Origin of the sequence: Paenibacillus sp. S25 (assembly GCF_019454085.1) — a bacterium.
Classification (GTDB): Bacteria; Bacillota; Bacilli; order Paenibacillales; family Paenibacillaceae; genus Paenibacillus; species Paenibacillus polymyxa_B.
In genome coordinates this window covers 5,257,362-5,275,227 of the sequence record NZ_CP073683.1, presented here as the reverse complement: position 1 = coordinate 5,275,227, position 17,866 = coordinate 5,257,362, and the positions used below count along the sequence as shown (strand labels likewise).

General features: G+C 39.7%; 12 protein-coding genes. 9 read left to right on the top strand and 3 right to left on the bottom strand.

Annotation, left to right across the window (positions count from 1 at the left end; genetic code table 11):
* The first annotated feature begins 41 nt into the window (after nt 1-41).
* A complete protein-coding gene (locus tag KAI37_RS23170) occupies nt 42-2,552 on the top strand; it encodes a U32 family peptidase (RefSeq protein WP_220030281.1) in 2,511 nt (836 codons plus the stop codon).
* A 136-nt stretch (nt 2,553-2,688) separates the two neighbouring features.
* On the opposite strand, the gene KAI37_RS23165 is transcribed toward KAI37_RS23170, so the two are convergent.
* On the bottom strand, nt 2,689-3,126 hold the full coding sequence (locus KAI37_RS23165) for a GtrA family protein (RefSeq protein WP_256703361.1): 438 nt from the start codon (nt 3,124-3,126) through the stop codon (nt 2,689-2,691).
* Between the two features lie 14 nt (nt 3,127-3,140).
* Nucleotides 3,141-4,172, bottom strand: coding sequence for a glycosyltransferase family 2 protein (locus KAI37_RS23160; protein ID WP_076294076.1), 1,032 nt, complete (start codon nt 4,170-4,172; stop codon nt 3,141-3,143).
* Nucleotides 4,173-4,359: 187 nt separating this feature from the next.
* Here KAI37_RS23160 and galU point away from each other — a divergent pair, with 187 nt between their 5' ends.
* Nucleotides 4,360-5,241 carry a UTP--glucose-1-phosphate uridylyltransferase GalU gene (galU, locus tag KAI37_RS23155; protein WP_076294077.1) on the top strand — a complete coding sequence of 294 codons (882 nt, stop codon included), beginning with the start codon at nt 4,360-4,362 and terminating at the stop codon, nt 5,239-5,241.
* Nucleotides 5,242-5,324: 83 nt separating this feature from the next.
* On the opposite strand, the gene KAI37_RS23150 is transcribed toward galU, so the two are convergent.
* Nucleotides 5,325-7,781 carry an O-antigen ligase family protein gene (locus tag KAI37_RS23150; RefSeq protein WP_220030279.1) on the bottom strand — a complete coding sequence of 819 codons (2,457 nt, stop codon included), beginning with the start codon at nt 7,779-7,781 and terminating at the stop codon, nt 5,325-5,327.
* 150 nt (nt 7,782-7,931) lie between these two features.
* On the opposite strand from KAI37_RS23150, the gene KAI37_RS23145 reads away from it, so the two are divergent.
* The 7 genes from KAI37_RS23145 (at nt 7,932) to KAI37_RS23115 (ending at nt 17,827) form a co-directional block, all read left to right on the top strand.
* Nucleotides 7,932-8,720: an ABC transporter permease gene (locus KAI37_RS23145; RefSeq protein WP_028542104.1), complete on the top strand. Its 789-nt coding sequence runs from the start codon at nt 7,932-7,934 to the stop codon at nt 8,718-8,720.
* 10 nt (nt 8,721-8,730) lie between these two features.
* Nucleotides 8,731-10,038 (top strand): ABC transporter ATP-binding protein, encoded by a 1,308-nt coding sequence (locus KAI37_RS23140; RefSeq protein ID WP_220031521.1) that lies wholly within the window; start codon nt 8,731-8,733, stop codon nt 10,036-10,038.
* Nucleotides 10,039-10,051: 13 nt separating this feature from the next.
* Nucleotides 10,052-11,590, top strand: a complete 1,539-nt coding sequence (gene asnB / locus KAI37_RS23135) for an asparagine synthase (glutamine-hydrolyzing) (protein WP_220030278.1) — start codon at nt 10,052-10,054, stop codon at nt 11,588-11,590.
* Nucleotides 11,587-12,000 carry an FAD synthase family protein gene (locus tag KAI37_RS23130; protein WP_013312205.1) on the top strand — a complete coding sequence of 138 codons (414 nt, stop codon included), beginning with the start codon at nt 11,587-11,589 and terminating at the stop codon, nt 11,998-12,000. The genes asnB and KAI37_RS23130 overlap by 4 nt, the downstream gene beginning before the upstream one ends.
* Before the next feature lie 42 nt (nt 12,001-12,042).
* Nucleotides 12,043-15,879, top strand: a complete 3,837-nt coding sequence (locus KAI37_RS23125) for a glycosyltransferase (protein ID WP_258383101.1) — start codon at nt 12,043-12,045, stop codon at nt 15,877-15,879.
* 69 nt (nt 15,880-15,948) lie between these two features.
* Nucleotides 15,949-17,085 (top strand): glycosyltransferase family protein, encoded by a 1,137-nt coding sequence (locus KAI37_RS23120; RefSeq protein WP_220030276.1) that lies wholly within the window; start codon nt 15,949-15,951, stop codon nt 17,083-17,085.
* A gap of 13 nt (nt 17,086-17,098) precedes the next feature.
* On the top strand, nt 17,099-17,827 hold the full coding sequence (locus KAI37_RS23115; RefSeq protein ID WP_028542099.1) for a sugar phosphate nucleotidyltransferase: 729 nt from the start codon (nt 17,099-17,101) through the stop codon (nt 17,825-17,827).
* The last annotated feature ends 39 nt before the right edge of the window (nt 17,828-17,866 follow it).

The following is a 17,866-nucleotide window of genomic DNA, read 5'->3' as shown; positions in this document are numbered from 1 at the left end:
TCAAGGTTAATCAGTTATTTTTCCATATAGGGAGGACAAAGATGAAATCAGTAGTACGAAGAGAAGATGTTGAGCTTCTGGCACCAGCCGGTGACTGGGATTGTATGCGTGCGGCGGTGGCAAACGGGGCTGATGCGATCTTTTTCGGGGTGGAAAAGTTCAACGCACGAGCACGGGCGAATAATTTCCGCATGGAGGAACTGCCTGAAATTATGGCGTTTTTGCATAGCTATGGGGTTAAAGGTTTTTTAACATTCAATATATTGGTATTTGAAAACGAGTTGGAGGACGCTAAGGAGCTGGTCGATGCCTGTATTGATGCTGGAGTCGATGCTTTAATTGTCCAGGATATGGGCCTGGTGAAAATGATCCGCGACATTTCACCGGATTTTCCGATTCATGGTTCTACCCAAATGACGATTACCTCGCCGGAAGCGGTAGAGTTTACAAAGCCGTACAATATGGAACGGGTCGTGCTTGGACGCGAAAACAACTTGAAACAGATCCAAAAAATAGGCGATCAGGCGAGACTTCCAATGGAGGTATTCGTACATGGAGCGTTATGCGTATCTTATTCTGGCCAATGCCTGACTTCAGAAATGTGGGGCGGCCGCTCTGCTAACCGTGGTGAGTGTGCACAGGCATGTCGTTTGCCTTACGATCTGATGGTGGATGGAGAGCAGAAACCAATGGCAGATGTGACGTATCTGCTGTCACCTAAGGATCTAGCAGCGATCGACTTGATGCCTGAACTGATCGACGCGGGTGTTGTTTCTTTTAAAATTGAAGGGCGACTGAAAACACCTGAATATGTGGCAAATGTGGTCAGCAAGTACCGCAAGGCCATTGATAAGTATTTTGATGGCGATACGTCCAAGACCAGCAAAGAAGATATCCGCGAGCTGCAGCAGAGCTTTTCACGCGGCTTTACGCACGGTTTTCTCGAAGGAACCAATAACAAGAAGCTGGTTGACGGTACGTTCCCGAAAAGCCGGGGTGTGTATCTGGGGCGAGTGGAACAAATTCTTCGTGATGGCGTAGTGTGCCGTATTGATGCACCGCTCAAGCGTGGCGATGGTATTGTATTCGATGCGGGAGATCCCACGCAAAAAGAAGAAGGCGGACGCGTATACGATATCCGTCGCAAGGGCGTGAAGATTGAAGGCGAAGCCGGAGAAGGCTGGATCATTGACATCGTAGCGGGACGCAACGATGTGGATCTGCGCCGTGTACACGTGGGCGACCGCATTTGGAAGACCAACGACCCGGCGCTGGACAAGCGTCTGCGCCAGTCGTATGACACGGACAAGCCGTACCGTGTCTTCCCGGTACATGTGCGGGTCAGCGGCTCCCCGGGGCAACCGCTGTCGACATGGTGGACCGACGTGCAGAAGGGCACAACGGTCCGCGTGGACTCTGAGCTGGAACTCGAAATTGCCCAGAAGCGTCCGATGACGCACGAACTGCTCGAAGAGCAGTTCGGACGACTGGGCGGAACGGTGTTCCAGCTGGAAGAGCTGGACGTCCATCTGCATGGGGACGTCATCGTGCCGATGCGCGAGCTGAACGGTATCCGCCGTCAGGCGGTGGAACTGCTCGCGGGTGAGCGCCCCAAACCGCCCGTGTACACGAAGCGGACGGTCGAGGTGTATGACGATGCATCGACTCCGGCATCGTCTGTGGCACGCGGTCAGGCAGAGCTGACCGCGTTGTGCCGCAGCCTCCCTCAGGTGGAGGCTGCGCTCGAGGCCGGCGTGGAATTCATTTACGCCGACTTCGAATTCATCAAGCAATTCCCGGCAGCCGTAGAGGCTGTGCATGCTGTAGGCCGCCGAATTGCGCTAGCGACCCCGCGTATTCACATGCCGGGTGAAAATGGCTACCACCACAACATCCTACGCCTGAAGCCGGATGCTGTGTTGGTACGCAATCCAGGGGCACTGTATTTCTACTTGCGACACCGGTTGGAGAACCCGGACGCACATCACCCGCAATTGATTGGTGACTTCTCGCTGAATATAGCCAATCATAAAGCGGCTGATCTGTTCCTGGATTCCGGCTGCGACTTGGTTACGCCTTCGTACGATCTGAACATTCAGCAAATGGTCGATATGCTCAGACGTACGCGTACCGATAAGCTGGAGATTGTGATCCAGCAGCATATGCCAATGTTCCATACTGAACATTGCGTATACTGTACCTTTATGAGTGAAGGCACCGACTACACTAACTGTGGACGTCCGTGTGAGGACCATCGCGCATCCCTGCGTGATCGAATTGGTATGTCTCATCCGGTCCGTGTGGACGAAGGCTGCCGCAACACGGTATACAACGCGATTGAGCAATCCGGCGCGGAATACCTGTCCAATTTCCTGGAGCTAGGCGTGTCCCGTTACCGCGTGGAATTTTTGGAGGAGACACCGGAGCAAGTGCATGAGGTTATTGATCTCTATAACCGTGCCCTGCGCGGAGAAATCAGCGGAACACAAGTATGGAAGACGCTTAAAGCAACGAATCAGTTGGGTGTTACACGTGGGCAGCTGGTGAAGTAAAAGGATGCTATAGGTTATCACAGTTATTTATTTTGATATTTGAACGTAGTAAAAGAAAAAATAGGGTATGTGCGTTGAGAGCACATACCCTGTTTTTATTAATAAGTTCATTTGAACTACTGTGAATCTCGTATCGTTATACTTTCTGAACTTTCGTTTTTTTCGAAAAAACAATGAACTTTTGTCCGATATAATTAATTAAAGTATAAAAGATATTCCCGATTAGGATGGACAGGTTGCCTAAAATAGCATTGTTTTTAATACTCAGACTTGAGATCAGGAAGTGGCTGATTAAATAGCTGAGACAATACGATAATAAATAGCATATCAATATGATAAAGACAAACTTCCAAATGGTCTGTCCATGGCTTGCATTGTTTTTGAAAGTAAATCTTTTGTTTAAGAAATAGCTTACAGTGGCACCTACAGAATTACCAATGAAGGTCGATATCCAGTAGTTAGTCCCTAAAGTATTAAAGAGCAGGAACATGACGGACATGCCGCATATTGTATTTAGGACACCTACGACAAGAAAACGGAAAAAGCTATTCTGAAATAAAGTCAAATTAGTCACCTGTTCGCATCTGTTTATTGGACAGCCACAGCTTCCCTTTCACTATTTTTCACTTTTTTTGTGTTTTCAGTATCTAGGGTGCTTTGGGAATCTAATAGGGTCTCAATAATATATTTGGGTCTTTGTTTTACCTCTTTATATATTTTACCGATATATTCGCCAATGAGCCCCAGTGCTACAAGTTGCAGACCACCTATAAACCAGATGGACAACATTAAAGAAGACCAGCCCCAGACAGTGGTTCCAAGGAGCTTACTAATAATGGTATACACAGCTATTAATAAGCTTATGCCAAACATTGCAAAACCTACAGCTGAGATAAGCCGGATTGGGGTTATACTAAATGAAGTGATTCCATCGAAAGCAAAAGCGAGCATTTTCTTTAAAGGATATTTGGATTCTCCTGCAAAGCGTTCATGTCGATCGTAATAAACTTCAGTAGACTTATAACCTATTAACGGAACTAGACCACGTAAAAAAAGATTGACCTCTTTAAAGTTGCTTAATTCCTGAAGAACTCTTTTGCTCATTAAACGGTAATCCGCATGATTGTATACAATATTGACTCCCATCTTACTCATAACACGATAAAAACCTTGGGCTGTTGAACGCTTGAAGAATGTGTCGGTGGTTCTACTTTTTCGAACCCCATATACGATGTCATAACCTTCTTTGAATTTTATTATAAATTCTCGGATGGCATTGAGATCATCCTGCAGGTCAGCGTCAACGGATATCACACAATCAGATGTCTCTTTAGCTTCCATTAACCCAGATAATAGGGCGTTTTGATGGCCGGCATTTTTCGCCAATTTGAGACCACTGACAAAAGGATTTTTTAGATTATATGATGCTATGATGTCCCATGTTTTATCACGGCTACCATCATCAACAAACAACATTTTACTATGTTTAGAAATGAGCTGACTCTCTGCCAACTCCTCAAGAATGACCGTAAGTCTGCTTATAGTTTCAGGCAGTACTTCTTCTTCGTTATAACAGGGAATAACTAACGTTAAAACAGGGTTACTGATTATTGAATCCAAAGAACTCTCTCCTCAAATTTTGGCATATCTGGTACTCAAATTTCTATCTTTTTTAGTTTATAATATGGTTTACTTAAAGTATATAACATTGCAATGACTAAGTGCTATAATAAACTATTAGCAATTTACAAACGTTACTCGAATTATTGAATAATTTAGTAAGTTTTGTTGAAAAGGAGTTTAACCTATGAAAATCCGTAAAGCGATTATTCCTGCTGCGGGATTAGGAACCCGGTTCCTTCCTGCTACAAAAGCGATGCCTAAAGAGATGCTTCCCATTGTAGACAAACCAACAATTCAATATATTATTGAAGAAGCTGTTGCATCTGGTATTGAGGATATCATTATCGTTACTGGTAAAGGCAAAAGGGCGATTGAGGATCATTTTGACTACTCTTTTGAGCTGGAGCATAATTTGACTGCGAAGGAAAAATGGAACCTGCTAAATGAAGTGCGTAAACCATCGGAAATGGCAGATATCCACTATATTCGTCAAAAGGAACCTAAAGGGTTGGGACATGCGATTTGGTGTGCACGTAAGTTTATCGGTGACGAACCTTTTGCCGTCCTTTTAGGGGATGACATCGTTGAGTCTGAGAATCCATGCCTCAAACAGATGATTGACGTGTTCGATGAGTATCAGCGTTCTGTTGTAGGTGTAAAACAAGTGGATTGGAACGAGGTACATCGTTACGGCATAGTTGAAGGTCATGCACTGACTTCCAAAATCTCTGAGGCGGAACGATTGGTAGAAAAGCCAAAGAAGGAAGAAGCAACCTCCAACTTGGCGATTATGGGACGTTATATCTTGACGCCTGATATTTTTGATATCCTGGGTCAGCAATCTGCGGGAGTAGGCGGGGAGATTCAATTGACGGACGCATTGTCCAAGCTGGGAGAAAAGAGTCCGATCCTGGCTTACGAGTTTGACGGGAATCGCCATGATGTTGGCGAGAAATTGGGATTCATTGAAACTACTATTCATTATGCTCTGCAGCATAACGAAATCAAGGATGAAGTACTGGCTTATATGAGACAGGTTATTGAAAAGATTGATCAACAAAAATAGACATCTCACCCAACCTCACTTTATTAAAATAAGAAAGAGACTACCGGATGATATAACATCATCTGATAGTCTCTTTTTTTCTACTATTTCTCCGATTTTAACTGAGCAATTTGCTCTTTTTCCGTCGGATCAGCTTTTATTAGCTTATCGTACAATGCTTTGTCATCCTGCCCCTGTTGCTGCAGAGCGACAATATAATAGCGAGCAACCTCACGATTTGTAGCGTCGCTCAGGTCGTCTTTCAAGCCGTTTTTGAGGATGCTTGCAGCCTCAGCAGGCTTACCTAACATGAACTCAATTTTTCCAGTACTGAGCGCAATACCTGGAGTTACTTCAAAAGTACGTGTCAACTCAATTTCAGGTGGAACCGTCTTAATATGAGCTACCCCATCCAGAACCTTCTGATAAGCAGCGAGACCTGCTTGGAAATATTTCTGTTCCTTGGCTGTGTCCTTCTGCTGATGTGCCTTATTACCAATAGTGTAAGCTTGGGTAATCAACATATTGTACCAGTCATTGTCCCAGACAAAGTTGGAAATGTTATTTTCCAAAATACTGAAGGCTTGCTCATGTTCACCTTTTGCTTTTAAAAGGTTAACTTTGGAGTTATACATGATTTTATTATACGGTTCTGCCTTCAGGCCCGTATTAAGTACCTCTATTGCAGCGTTATAAAATTCCTCTTTTTTCGTTTGATCATACACATTCTTGTACAGTGCAGCCAATCTTATAACCGAATCTGGGTGCGTAGGACGAAGTTCAAGATCCTTATTAATGGCACTTTGGATTTCCTCAAAAGATGAGCTGACCGCCATGATCTGTTTGGCAGATGTGGCAGCATTGGCCGATTGCACGAAGCGGAGACCTGCAAAAAGCACCACAATGCTTAGAATGCCGATGACTGCACTATACATGATTCGGAATCCGGAAGCACTCATGGACAGGCGTTTAAGCGGCTTGCTGTCCATAGCAGCGGCCATACCACCGAGACTCACAAATACCAGTATGCCCATGAACACGTAACTCAGATTAAAGTCTAGCAAGCTATGAAGTAAGATTGAGAGTGCCAAAATGAGATACAGGAAGTGAGAATCTCGTTCTTCATCATCTTGTCTCATATAGCTACGGATATATTTATAGAAAATATATAAGATAAATGACATGAAAATTACGAAGCCGAGAATGCCAACTTCAACTAGATACTGCATGAAGAAATTATGGGCCTGACGGCTTGTGTAAGGATAATCTTGGTATTTCTCGTATAAAGTAGCCCAACCGCCGCCGCCGGTGCCAATAACAGGATGATCTTTAATCAATTTGGCAGCATCCTGATAGAACACAAGTCGTTCCAGTACACTATGCTGCCGGAAATTGATATTTTCAAACCGGACCTGGACGTTTTCTGGTAGTACGCTACGCAGGCCAGTTCCAATAAACAGAAAAGCCATCAAGCCAATCACCACAACAGATCCGACAGGTAGCCACAGGTTGGATAACTTGCGGGAGGCCCATCCTTTGAGGGCATTTTCCAACTTCGGTGCCAGATAACGTTCAACAAGCCACAGTACGACAGCTACAGCCAGGGAGACCCCAATAAGTAACCCCCAAGCCTTCGCAGCCTCTCCGCCGTTGTAGGTCTTGTTGAGTTGTAAACCCATATTTGTAATTGGCGCCAAGATAGATATTGACGCTACACCAGCAATGGCACAATGCAAAATCCATATAATCTGACGTGCTGGTTTAAAGAAGAGCAAGAGCAGTACGAAAACGACTGGTAACATAACCAGACCGCCCCGTGACAAGGTCAGGAATAACGAGACCAGAATAGGTACCAACATGAAGCCGTGAATAGCCTTGCCATACCATAGTTTTGATTTCATCAGACAGAAAACGGCAGCGAATAGGAAAGCCATTAGAAAGGCCGCATATGTATTCGCATATTGAAACACTGATGTCAGCCGGAGACCATTTGTATCTGTCATAACTGCATTGGTATAACGATATTGATACACATATTGGGTAAACCAGCCTACCATCTTGCCGGCAAGTACCCACTGTCCAAACCAGTTAATAAAGCCAAAGCCTACAATGACATAAGCAACAGTCATAATCAGGTTGTGAATAATCTTATTGCCTAAGCGATCTTGTAGTAGATAGATTGAGATGATAAACAGAGCGGCATATATGCACTGTACCACCACCATATTCATGGCCAGGTAATGTGAAGCTGCTGAAGTCAGTGAAAGCACATAAGAAAGGGGAAGCAGCAGTACTAATACAGCCAGCCAATCCCTTTGCTCTTCCAGCTTGAATTTCTTATAATAAGATACGATTGCCAGGATCAACAGAATCGAGGCGATGATAACAGCCCAATAGAGAGGCTTTTCAAAATCGAGCATCTGCCCATTAAAAAGTGCAGCCTGGAAGGGAGCCCAAGCTAAAAACAGAATCATGCCAACAATTAACACCCAAAACATAGCCGGCCTTTTATCGTCACGGGTCGACGTTTTGGCCTGTTTCCCGTATACTGGATTCGACAAGGTTTACAATCTCCTTTTCTTGTAGATACGTCAACATTTTAGCATATCGTAGCTGTTAGAGCCATATCGCAAGAATAACACTGTCAAATTTTTACATTATTGTATTGTAAGAGACTTACCAAACCATGTTTAAGGTCGTGACACACTCGTATGAATTTAACTCAAAACTTTTCGAAGAATTTAAAGTTACTCTGGGAATTGTCTAAAAAAGATATTAAATCTAGATACCTTGGTTCATTTATGGGGGTACTCTGGGCTTTTATACATCCTATGGTATCTATACTTGTTTATTGGGTCGTATTTCAGGTTGGTTTTAAAAATGTACCTATTGGAGATACTCCCTTTATACTTTGGTTATTAACAGGAATGGTGCCTTGGTTATTCTTTTCTGAAAGCTTAGCAACTGCAACCAATAGTATTATAGAAAACAATTATTTGGTAAAGAAGATTGTTTTCCGAGTTGGTTTGCTACCGATGGTGAAAATTTTGTCTGCTCTTTTTGTACATGTATTTTTTATCATTGTTCTTTTCATTATGTTTAAAATATACAATGTTGAATTTACGATTTATAACATTCAAATCCTTTATTATTTATTAGCCACGATTTTTCTTTCCTTGTCCATTTCTTACATAACAGCGACATTAGTTGTTTTTGTAAAGGATGTTGGTCAAGTTGTTGCGGTATTTATTCAGCTATTCTTTTGGCTTACGCCGATCTTTTGGAATTTAAATATTGTTGAGGATAAGTATCAATTTTTCTTTAAACTAAATCCTGTTTTTTATATTGTCGAGGGATATCGGGATACTTTTATTGATCACAAATGGTTCTGGGAGCACCCATCAATGACGATCTACTTTTGGGCTATTGTGATTATCGCAGGTACTATAGGAATCAAAATTTTCAAGAAAATGAAATCTCATTTTGCAGATGTATTGTGAGGAGAAAATGATGAATCAAACAGAAACAGTTGCTGTGGAAGTTAATAACGTCACTAAAATATATAAAATATATGATAATCCCAATGAGCGATTAAAAGAGGCTGTTCACCCCTTTAAAAAAAAGTATCATTCTGAATTTAAGGCCATCAGTGACCTGTCCTTTTCCATAAATAAAGGACAAGCGATTGGTATTATTGGTAAAAATGGTTCTGGAAAATCGACTCTTTTAAAGATGATCACAGGCGTGATTACTCCCACCAACGGAAGCATTAAAGTGAATGGGAAAGTTGCTGCTCTTTTGGAATTGGGCGCGGGTTTTAATCCGGATTTAACAGGAATGGAAAACATATATTTGAACGGAACCCTTATGGGGTATAGCAAAATAGAAATGGATGGTAAACTTGAATCTATTGTATCCTTTGCGGATATCGGGGACTTCATTAATCAACCAGTCAAAATGTACTCCAGTGGTATGTTTGCCCGTTTAGCCTTTGCAGTAGCTATCAATGTTGATCCAGATATTTTGATTGTGGATGAGGCCTTGTCTGTTGGAGATATTTATTTTCAGGCAAAATGTATTACCAAAATGAAAGAGCTCTCCAAAAAAAGTACGGTTTTATTTGTCTCACATTCCATGGATACCATTAAAAGTTTTTGTGATACAGCGCTGCTGATTGATAAAGGACACATGGTCGAAATTGGTCCAGTGAAACGTGTAGCACAAATTTATGAAAACATTGTTAACCAGGAAATTGCAGATATGAAACGTGTTCAATCTTTGGATGTATTTGTTAATTCTGAAACAGATAAGAAGAGCTCGCTGTTGCTATTAGAAGAGGACCCTGCTTTTGCAAAACGTGCCAATGAGTTTCGTTCTGGAACGGGAGATGCGCGCTTTATAAGAGCGGACTTGTTAGTCAATGGAGAAGTTGTTAACCAGGTCCCTTTTGGCGAAATGGTTACTTTGCGTTTATTGGCACAATATTATAAAGATATAGATTCTGAGGGAACCATTGGCTACATGGTTAGAAACCATACTGGTGTCGATGTGTTTGGCATGAATATCTATAATAAAGCAAAATTAGTTCCGAAAATGCAAGCGGGGGGCATTCTAGAGGTTAACTTTAATTTCCGTAATCTATTATCTGAAAGTGGTAAATACACCATTTCTATTGGTTTGAAGCCTAAGCCTTTTGAGCCTCTTTATCTGGATAGCGTAAGTATAGCAGCTGTTTTTGAGGTTCCTAAGCCAGAGAATAATTACGTACCAGGATTAATATTTGTAGATAACACAATAGATTTGCAAGTCATTAATTAAGGCTGGTGATAAAATGTGTGGGATTTTGTTTTCTAATGTAGCCATAAATAAAGAAGTATTTCTTAATTCTTTAAATATAATGAAACACCGGGGGCCTACGGCCCCACTTTGTGTATATCAGAGTGAAAACTTTATGCTGGGGCATAACAGATTGAGTATCTTAGATTTGGATCGGAGAAGTGATCAGCCTTTTTTCTCTGATGACGGAAGATATGTGATTATATTTAACGGAGAGATTTATAATTATAAAGAATTAGCCTCCAATTATTCAATTCAAATGAGAACAAACTCAGATACTGAACTTTTATTGAAGCTTTATATTCAATATGGTCCCCAAATGTTGAATTGGCTTAATGGAATGTTCAGTTTTATTGTTTTAGACGTCCAGCAGAAATCATTTTTTGTAGCACGAGATCGTATGGGAGTAAAACCGCTTTATTACAGCAGATATGGGGAAGAGTTCATTTTCAGTTCTGAAATTGCTCCATTGCTCCCATTAGTCCACAACATTTCTATTGATCAAGAAGCCGTAAGACAATATAAAAAGATGAGATGCTTTTTTAATGATCGTACTATCTATAATGAAATAAAAGAGTTTCCACCAGGATATTATTACGAGAATGGCGAATTTATTAAATATTGGGAAATTGATTACTCTGAAAATGAACCTCCTTCCGATGAGGAACTTGAGTTTCTAATTCGCTCTGCAGTAGAGTACCGTAAGATCGCAGATGTTGAAATTGGAAGTTACCTAAGCGGGGGATTGGACAGTACGATTATTACTGCACTTGCCAGAGTAGAGCATACTTGGACTGTTGGTTTTGAAGATTATAATGAGTTTCAGTGGTCTGAAATCGCAGCAACAAGATACAATACCATTCATCATCCGATATTGTTTGAACCTGATTACTTTTTATCATTAGCTCGAGAGCTTATAACTGTAAAAAAAGAGCCTCTGTCTGTGCCCAACGAAGTGTTACTGTATCATATGACTCAGCAAGCATCTGCCAAAAATACAGTCATATTAAGCGGAGAAGGCGCTGATGAGCTTTTCTTTGGGTATGACCGTATTTTCAGATGGGCTAGTAGCGCTACAGACTTTGATATCCGAGCCTTTAGTGAACTCTACACCTACGGATCTGAAGATGATATAGAGATTGTAGAAGACGCTTTGGCACCTTTCATGAAGTTAAAGTCACCTCAAAAAATCGTAGCTGCATTCTTCCAGCAAGCCCATTTGAGAGGGTTACTTAAAAGGCTGGATAGTGCCTCAATGTTAAATTCCGTAGAAGCAAGATCCCCTTTCTTGGATTATAGATTAATTGAAAGGCTTGCAGGTGTAAACTCTCTGTACAAAATGAAGGATGGGGTTGTTAAGGCTCCTCTCAAGAGAATTTTTAAAGATATTGTCCCTGCAGAGATTGTAAACAGAAAAAAGGTGGGTTTTCCTGTTCAACTTGAAAAAGTCCTATCTTCTGAGAAAATTGAAGGGAAGACGACATTCGACAAATGGTTTAACTTCAATTTAACTACGTTAGGAGAAATCTTATGATTATCGGCTATACTTCCGGGGTCTTCGATTTATTTCATATTGGGCATTTGAATTTGTTGAGAAATGCTAAATCACTCTGTGATAAACTCATTGTTGGTGTGACAACAGATGAGTTAGTTTCATATAAGTACAAAAAAGCAGTAATTCCTTTTGAGGAAAGAATTGAGATTGTCAGGAACATCAGCTTTGTTGATACTGTAATTCCTCAGGACTCCATGGATAAATTTGAGGTTTGGCAAAAATTAAAATATGACGTAATGTTCGTTGGTGATGATTGGTTTCAAAATGAACGTTGGGACCAGTATGAGTTGCAATTTAAGGAAGTTGGAGTGAAAATTATATATTTTCCCTATACGAAGAGTACATCATCGACTTTACTGAATGAGACATTACTGAAATTAAGAAAATAAGTATAAGATTTTTGCCTGAAAGGAAGAGGTTTTGCAGTGAATATGAACAGATCTATAGCTTTTGTCATTCACAATCTAGTTTTATATGAAACGATAAAGCCTTTAATTGAGGAGTGTGAAAGAAAGCAGATCGTTTGTGATATTTATGTCCCTCACATTGAAGAAGAAGATTGGGGCAACATGTCCTTAGATACCTATCATTATTTGAAGAACAATGGTATAAAAGTGACTCTAACAAGCTCTGTACCTGACAAGACATATAAAATAGCCTTCTATCCTTATCTCCCTTATTATTTAGAAGTTAAGTCCGATTATAAGTTTAGATATCAGTATGGAATGGCTAAACCAAACTGGAATTTAGATACATGGAGTCGGAATTTCGATTTTATCTTTTGTAATGGGCTGTATGATTCCTCGGTTCTGGCAGCGTACACTCAGACTGAAATCGTTGGAATGATTAAATACGCTAAATTTCAAAGGAAGAAGCGCGAAACGGATAAATATAATTTGCTTTATTTGCCTACGTATGGGAATGAGTCGTCTATTGAGCTTGTTATGAACCATATTGAAGAAATGTCAGATACCTTTAATATGAAGGTGAAATTGCATCATGGCACTTCTTTTTTGGAGCATGATCGGGTTAGTCTAGTTAAGTCTCATATTCCTGATGTGCTTGATCACAAGGCTTCTCTTGTTCATTTAATAGAGGAAGCTGATGTGATATTGTCTGACGGCTCTGGGGCTATATTTGATGCGCTGTTTACGGACACTCCAATTGTAATATTCCAACATCCCCAAACAGAATCTTTCGAGGGGATTTTACCTTTGGAAGAGCAAATAGTTCAGCAAAACATTGTTCCTTTTGTGAGCGATAACGGCAATATTAAACAAACTTTACTTAATGCAATCTTAGATGAACAACTAATACAACAAAGAAGGAAATTTACTTTAGAGATGTTTCCGGTTAAAGGAAGAGAGACGATAGATAAGTGTATGGATGTAATTAACAGATTTCTAAAAGATGACGTGGACCATGCTTATAGAGCAGGGCATACACGCCTGAAAAATGAATTTAATGAATTACAAACTCATAATCAAACTCAAAGCCAAGAAATAGAGCAGCAAAAACAACACATTGTTGAGCATATGGATCAGATTAACACATTGATTCAAACGCGAGATCATCAGGGAAATGTAATAAGCAGCATGTCAGCAGATTTTAAATCTCTGTCTGAAAAGAAAGATGAATTAGAACAGAAATATGTTCAACTTACACAGGACTATAATAATGAAAAAAACAACTTGGATATATTAAATCATCAATATAGGCAACTATTTGGTCAATATAATGAACTGAACACCCAGTTCAGTGAGTTGGAAGAATATAATGGAAGACTGTCTACAGAGATTCATAATATTTATAACTCTAAAAGGTGGAAAATGGCGAATAAACTGAAACATATCTTACACAAGTCCAAAATGATATATGTTCTTAAGGGATATAGAGTATGGAAAAGTTATGGCACCACTATCTTACTGAAAAAGATAAAATCTAAAGTGTCGCATAAGCTTAAAAGAACTAACGCAGGGGATCAGCCGATTGATCTACGCAAAGATGTAGGGAATTACAATCAGTTATTAACCTGGTATGAGTATAAATTTTACAATTATAAAGTATCTAAAGACAACTCATTTTCTCTGGCGCTTGATAAGTTCGAGATTGAATTTGAGAAGGATCTTATATCGGTTGTCCTTCCTGTATATAACGGTGAGGATTATGTTTCAAAAGCTATTGATAGTATTCTGCAGCAATCTTACAAGTATTTTGAACTCATTATTATTAATGATGGTTCAAAAGACTCAACGGCAGAAATTATTGATGAGTATGCTAAAGCAGATCATCGTATCAGAGTAGTTCATCAGGAAAATCGTAAAATACCAAGAACATTATCCAGGGGTTTTAAGCTAGCCAAGGGTGAATATCATACGTGGACAAGTGCAGATAATATCCTCCCTGGAAATTTCCTGGAGAAGATGGTTGCTGATCTTAAAAGTGATGAAAATATTGGTATGGTATATGCAAACATGAGGTTAATCGACTCTGCCGGTCAAGTGATTTCCAACCATGGCTGGTATGAAGAACCACAGTTTAGTGGCAATGTTATGCTGCCTAAGTCTGCATTGGAGTTAAACGTATATCCTAACAATACGATTGGTGCAGCTTTTATGTATAGGGCCAAGGTAACCCAGTTATTGGGTGACTATTCTAGTTATAAGCATACCCTTGAAGATTACGATTACTGGATGAGAGTGAACTCTCTATTTGAGCTCAAACATGTGACATTTGATGAGCCTATATATGATTATCGCTGGCACGATAAGTCACTGACCGCTTTAGATCAAGAACTGGGCATCACCTCTAACAGATATAAACTCATGGTACTTGATGATTTTAGAAGAGATTTTTATCTGACCCCATTAGTATGGATCATTGAGGGAGATGCTACTGAAGCTGGTGAGTTTAAGAAATATGTTCTGACTAAAGGACATACTGTGGTTGGAAGAGATGAAGTCAATACGATTATTGGTCTTAATTTGGTAACGCCTATTTGCTATTTATATATAAAAACAGGCGAAGTCCATGATTTTGAGTTTATTGATTCTAGTGCTTTATCGTCTATGTATGCACTGCTTATAGATAAATCAGAGCAGTCAACAGATACATTTGTAGCTGACTATCCTTGGAATCTGAAAATAAAGGATAAAATGAATGGTGAAACGGATAGCAACTATGACTTTTTTGCGCAGGATACGGAAGTTCTGTTCTCTCTTATAAATACGAAGGTTAAGAACGATCACTTGTACCGTATTGAGGCGGTAATTGAAAGTGAACCTGTTTATAACAAGGGATTATCAGTTATTATTTGCACGTACCAGCGGAGCGAGAAACTTTCTAATGCAATTAAATCTGTCATAGAACAGTCGTTGGATAAAGCGGACTATGAAATTATTGTTGTAAATAATGATTATCTGAATGATGAGATTCATCATTTGGTTCGTGAGTTCAGAGCAACCTATAATATTGACGAATCCTTCCTACGATATATGGAGGCTCCATTAAAAGGTCTTTCCTTTGCACGTAATGTTGGTTTATTTGGGGCAGAGGGGGAGGTCATACTCTATATTGATGATGACGCTATCGCTAACTCCAACTTGCTTGAGGAAACCATCAGAGGATTCTCAGATCGTCCCGATATCGGGGTCATGGGTGGGAATATCATACTCAATTTACACGAGGAACGGCCTGAAGTGGTTAAACCAGGTACTGAAGCATACTGGAGTCAGCTTATTGTGGAAGGCGACGAAATTATCGATTCTAATTTTCAGTGGGAGTTCCCTTATGGAGCCAACTTTGCGGTTAGACATGCTGCGCTAATGCGAATTGGGGGCTTTAGAAGCGCCTATGGGCGTAAAGGAAACAATTACGCTGGAGGAGAAGAAATTGTTGTATCTTTTGCTATGAGAGAAATCGGCTATAAGGTTGGTCTTAATCCTAAGATGAAGGTCATTCATGATGTGGACACCTCCCGATATACTGTTGAGCATGTTAGAAAGACAATGCGAAACAGTATTTTAACCAATTACCAATTGCAAAAGGATCTGTATGCGCCGATGGAATCGGATATTGAGGCAGATAAGAATCACCTCGAAATTGTTAAAGCTGAATTAGATCATTTGCAGAAGATTCCGACTAAAAATCGAGACGTTGAAATTGATATTTTGTATAAGCAATACACAGTTGAAGCGTATGAAGAGTTAATACAAATGAAGGAAAACGATATGAATTCGCGAAAACAGTTGGCAGGATCGTATAGATAATTAATAAAACTTTAAAGGCGCCTCTTTTATAAAAATAAGGGGCGCCTTTATTAGTATGGAGCGGTTAAATTGAAAATTTTATATTTTTCTCCGATCTATTGGAATGATTTAAAACAACGTCCGCAACATTTGGCCGAAGAGTTTGCTAAAATGCCGGGGGTTCACATCACCTTTGTAGAACCATCCATTAGTATACTTAATAGTATTGTAAGGCAGAACTCAGATTATAAAAAAAGAAATCAAACCATAAATGATAGTCTTCAAATATTCAGGCCTTCGGGCAGTCTGAGATTACCCCGAAGCTTTGAAAGCTTAGACGTATTTCATATGAATCAATGGTTTGAAAAGAGACAGTTGGAAGATTTAGTTTCCAGTGCAGATATCATTTGGTTGGGAAGTCCAGTCTTTTATCCTCTTATAAAATCAAATAATAATAAGAAAATTGTGTTTGATCGAATGGACGACTATGTATTTCTAACTAACAATGCATTGATGAAGAAATTGCTCGGAAAGTGGGAACTTGAATTACTTGCCAAGGCGGATCTTGTTATTTCTACAAGTAACCATTTGCATAAGCATTCTCAAACATTGTGTAGACAATCTTATTTGGTGAAAAATGCTGTTGATAAAGCTATACTAAATATAAATGTAGCTAGCTTGGTTGTTAGCGAGTTAGAATGGTTAAAGCACGAGGGCTACTACATTTTTGGATATGTAGGGGCGATTGACCACTGGTTTGATGTGGAAGCGGTTAAGGCTATTACTGAATTTGATGAGAAATTTGTTGTATGTTTGGTTGGGAGAAATAACCTGAATTATAATTTTGAACAGCATAATAGGATTAAATATTATGAGACTGTCCCTAAATCAGAAATTGGTGCGATTATTGATGCTTTTGATGTTTGTTTATACCCCTTTTTGAGGAATTCGGATAGAATTGATACGATCAATCCAGTAAAAGTTTATGAGTATTTGAGTTTTAATAAAGTGATATTAGCGGTGGATAGCGAAGAAACAAGGTTTTTAAATCAGGAAGGGATTTATCTATATAATAGTTTAGAGGAAATAAGAAAGTATCTAAAGGATATAGATACCCTGCAATGCCCTTTTTATGATCAAGAGCAGCTGGAGGACTTCGTAGTCCATAACAATTGGGAAGCTCGTGCAAAAACCATTATGGAGCTGCTTATAAAAGAGCTTCAATAGGAGGGACTTAGACATGAAAGGGATTATATTAGCTGGAGGGACTGGATCTAGATTATACCCCCTTACTAAAGTTACAAACAAACATTTATTGCCAATTGGTAAATATCCGATGATATATTACTCTATTGATAAGCTCAAAAAGGCGAATATAAATGATATTTTAATCGTTACCGGAAAAGAACATATGGGAGATGTAGTTAATCTCTTAGGAAGTGGTGTCGACCTTGGAGTTACTCTGACTTACAAAGTGCAAGATGAAGCCGGGGGGATTGCACAGGCTTTGCTTTTAGCTGAGCACTTTGTTGGCAATGACAAGATGGTTGTTATTTTGGGGGACAATGTTTTTAAAGATGATATATCATCGTTTGTTGAAAAATTCAAACTTCAAGAATCAGGAGCGAAATTACTACTTCATAAAGTGCCCGATGCTAACCGCTATGGGGTACCAGAATTACAAGGCGATAACATTGTAAATATTGAAGAAAAGCCGGAGATTCCTAAGAGTGATTATGCAGTTACGGGCATTTATATGTTCAACCACTCGGTATTCAATATCATCAAGACCTTGACTCCTTCAGCAAGAGGAGAATATGAAATAACAGATGTTAATAACGCTTATATTCAACGAAACCAACTTACATTTGATATTTTAGAGAATTGGTGGACTGATGCAGGAACACATAGTTCATTGATGCTTGCTAACAAATTAGTAAGTGAAATGAATTATGAGCTTTTTTCTTAGTATTATCATAGAACTACACATCTTATGGTGATACTAAAT

Bases quoted from the DNA above. Each gene is read 5' to 3' on its own strand.
- KAI37_RS23170 (WP_220030281.1), top strand. From the start codon at position 42: ATGAAATCAGTAGTACGAAGAGAAGATGTTGAGCTTCTGGCACCAGCC.
- galU (WP_076294077.1), top strand. From the start codon at position 4,360: ATGAAAATCCGTAAAGCGATTATTCCTGCTGCGGGATTAGGAACCCGG.
- KAI37_RS23145 (WP_028542104.1), top strand. From the start codon at position 7,932: ATGAATTTAACTCAAAACTTTTCGAAGAATTTAAAGTTACTCTGGGAA.
- KAI37_RS23140 (WP_220031521.1), top strand. From the start codon at position 8,731: ATGAATCAAACAGAAACAGTTGCTGTGGAAGTTAATAACGTCACTAAA.
- asnB (WP_220030278.1), top strand. From the start codon at position 10,052: ATGTGTGGGATTTTGTTTTCTAATGTAGCCATAAATAAAGAAGTATTT.
- KAI37_RS23130 (WP_013312205.1), top strand. From the start codon at position 11,587: ATGATTATCGGCTATACTTCCGGGGTCTTCGATTTATTTCATATTGGG.
- KAI37_RS23125 (WP_258383101.1), top strand. From the start codon at position 12,043: ATGAACAGATCTATAGCTTTTGTCATTCACAATCTAGTTTTATATGAA.
- KAI37_RS23115 (WP_028542099.1), top strand. From the start codon at position 17,099: ATGAAAGGGATTATATTAGCTGGAGGGACTGGATCTAGATTATACCCC.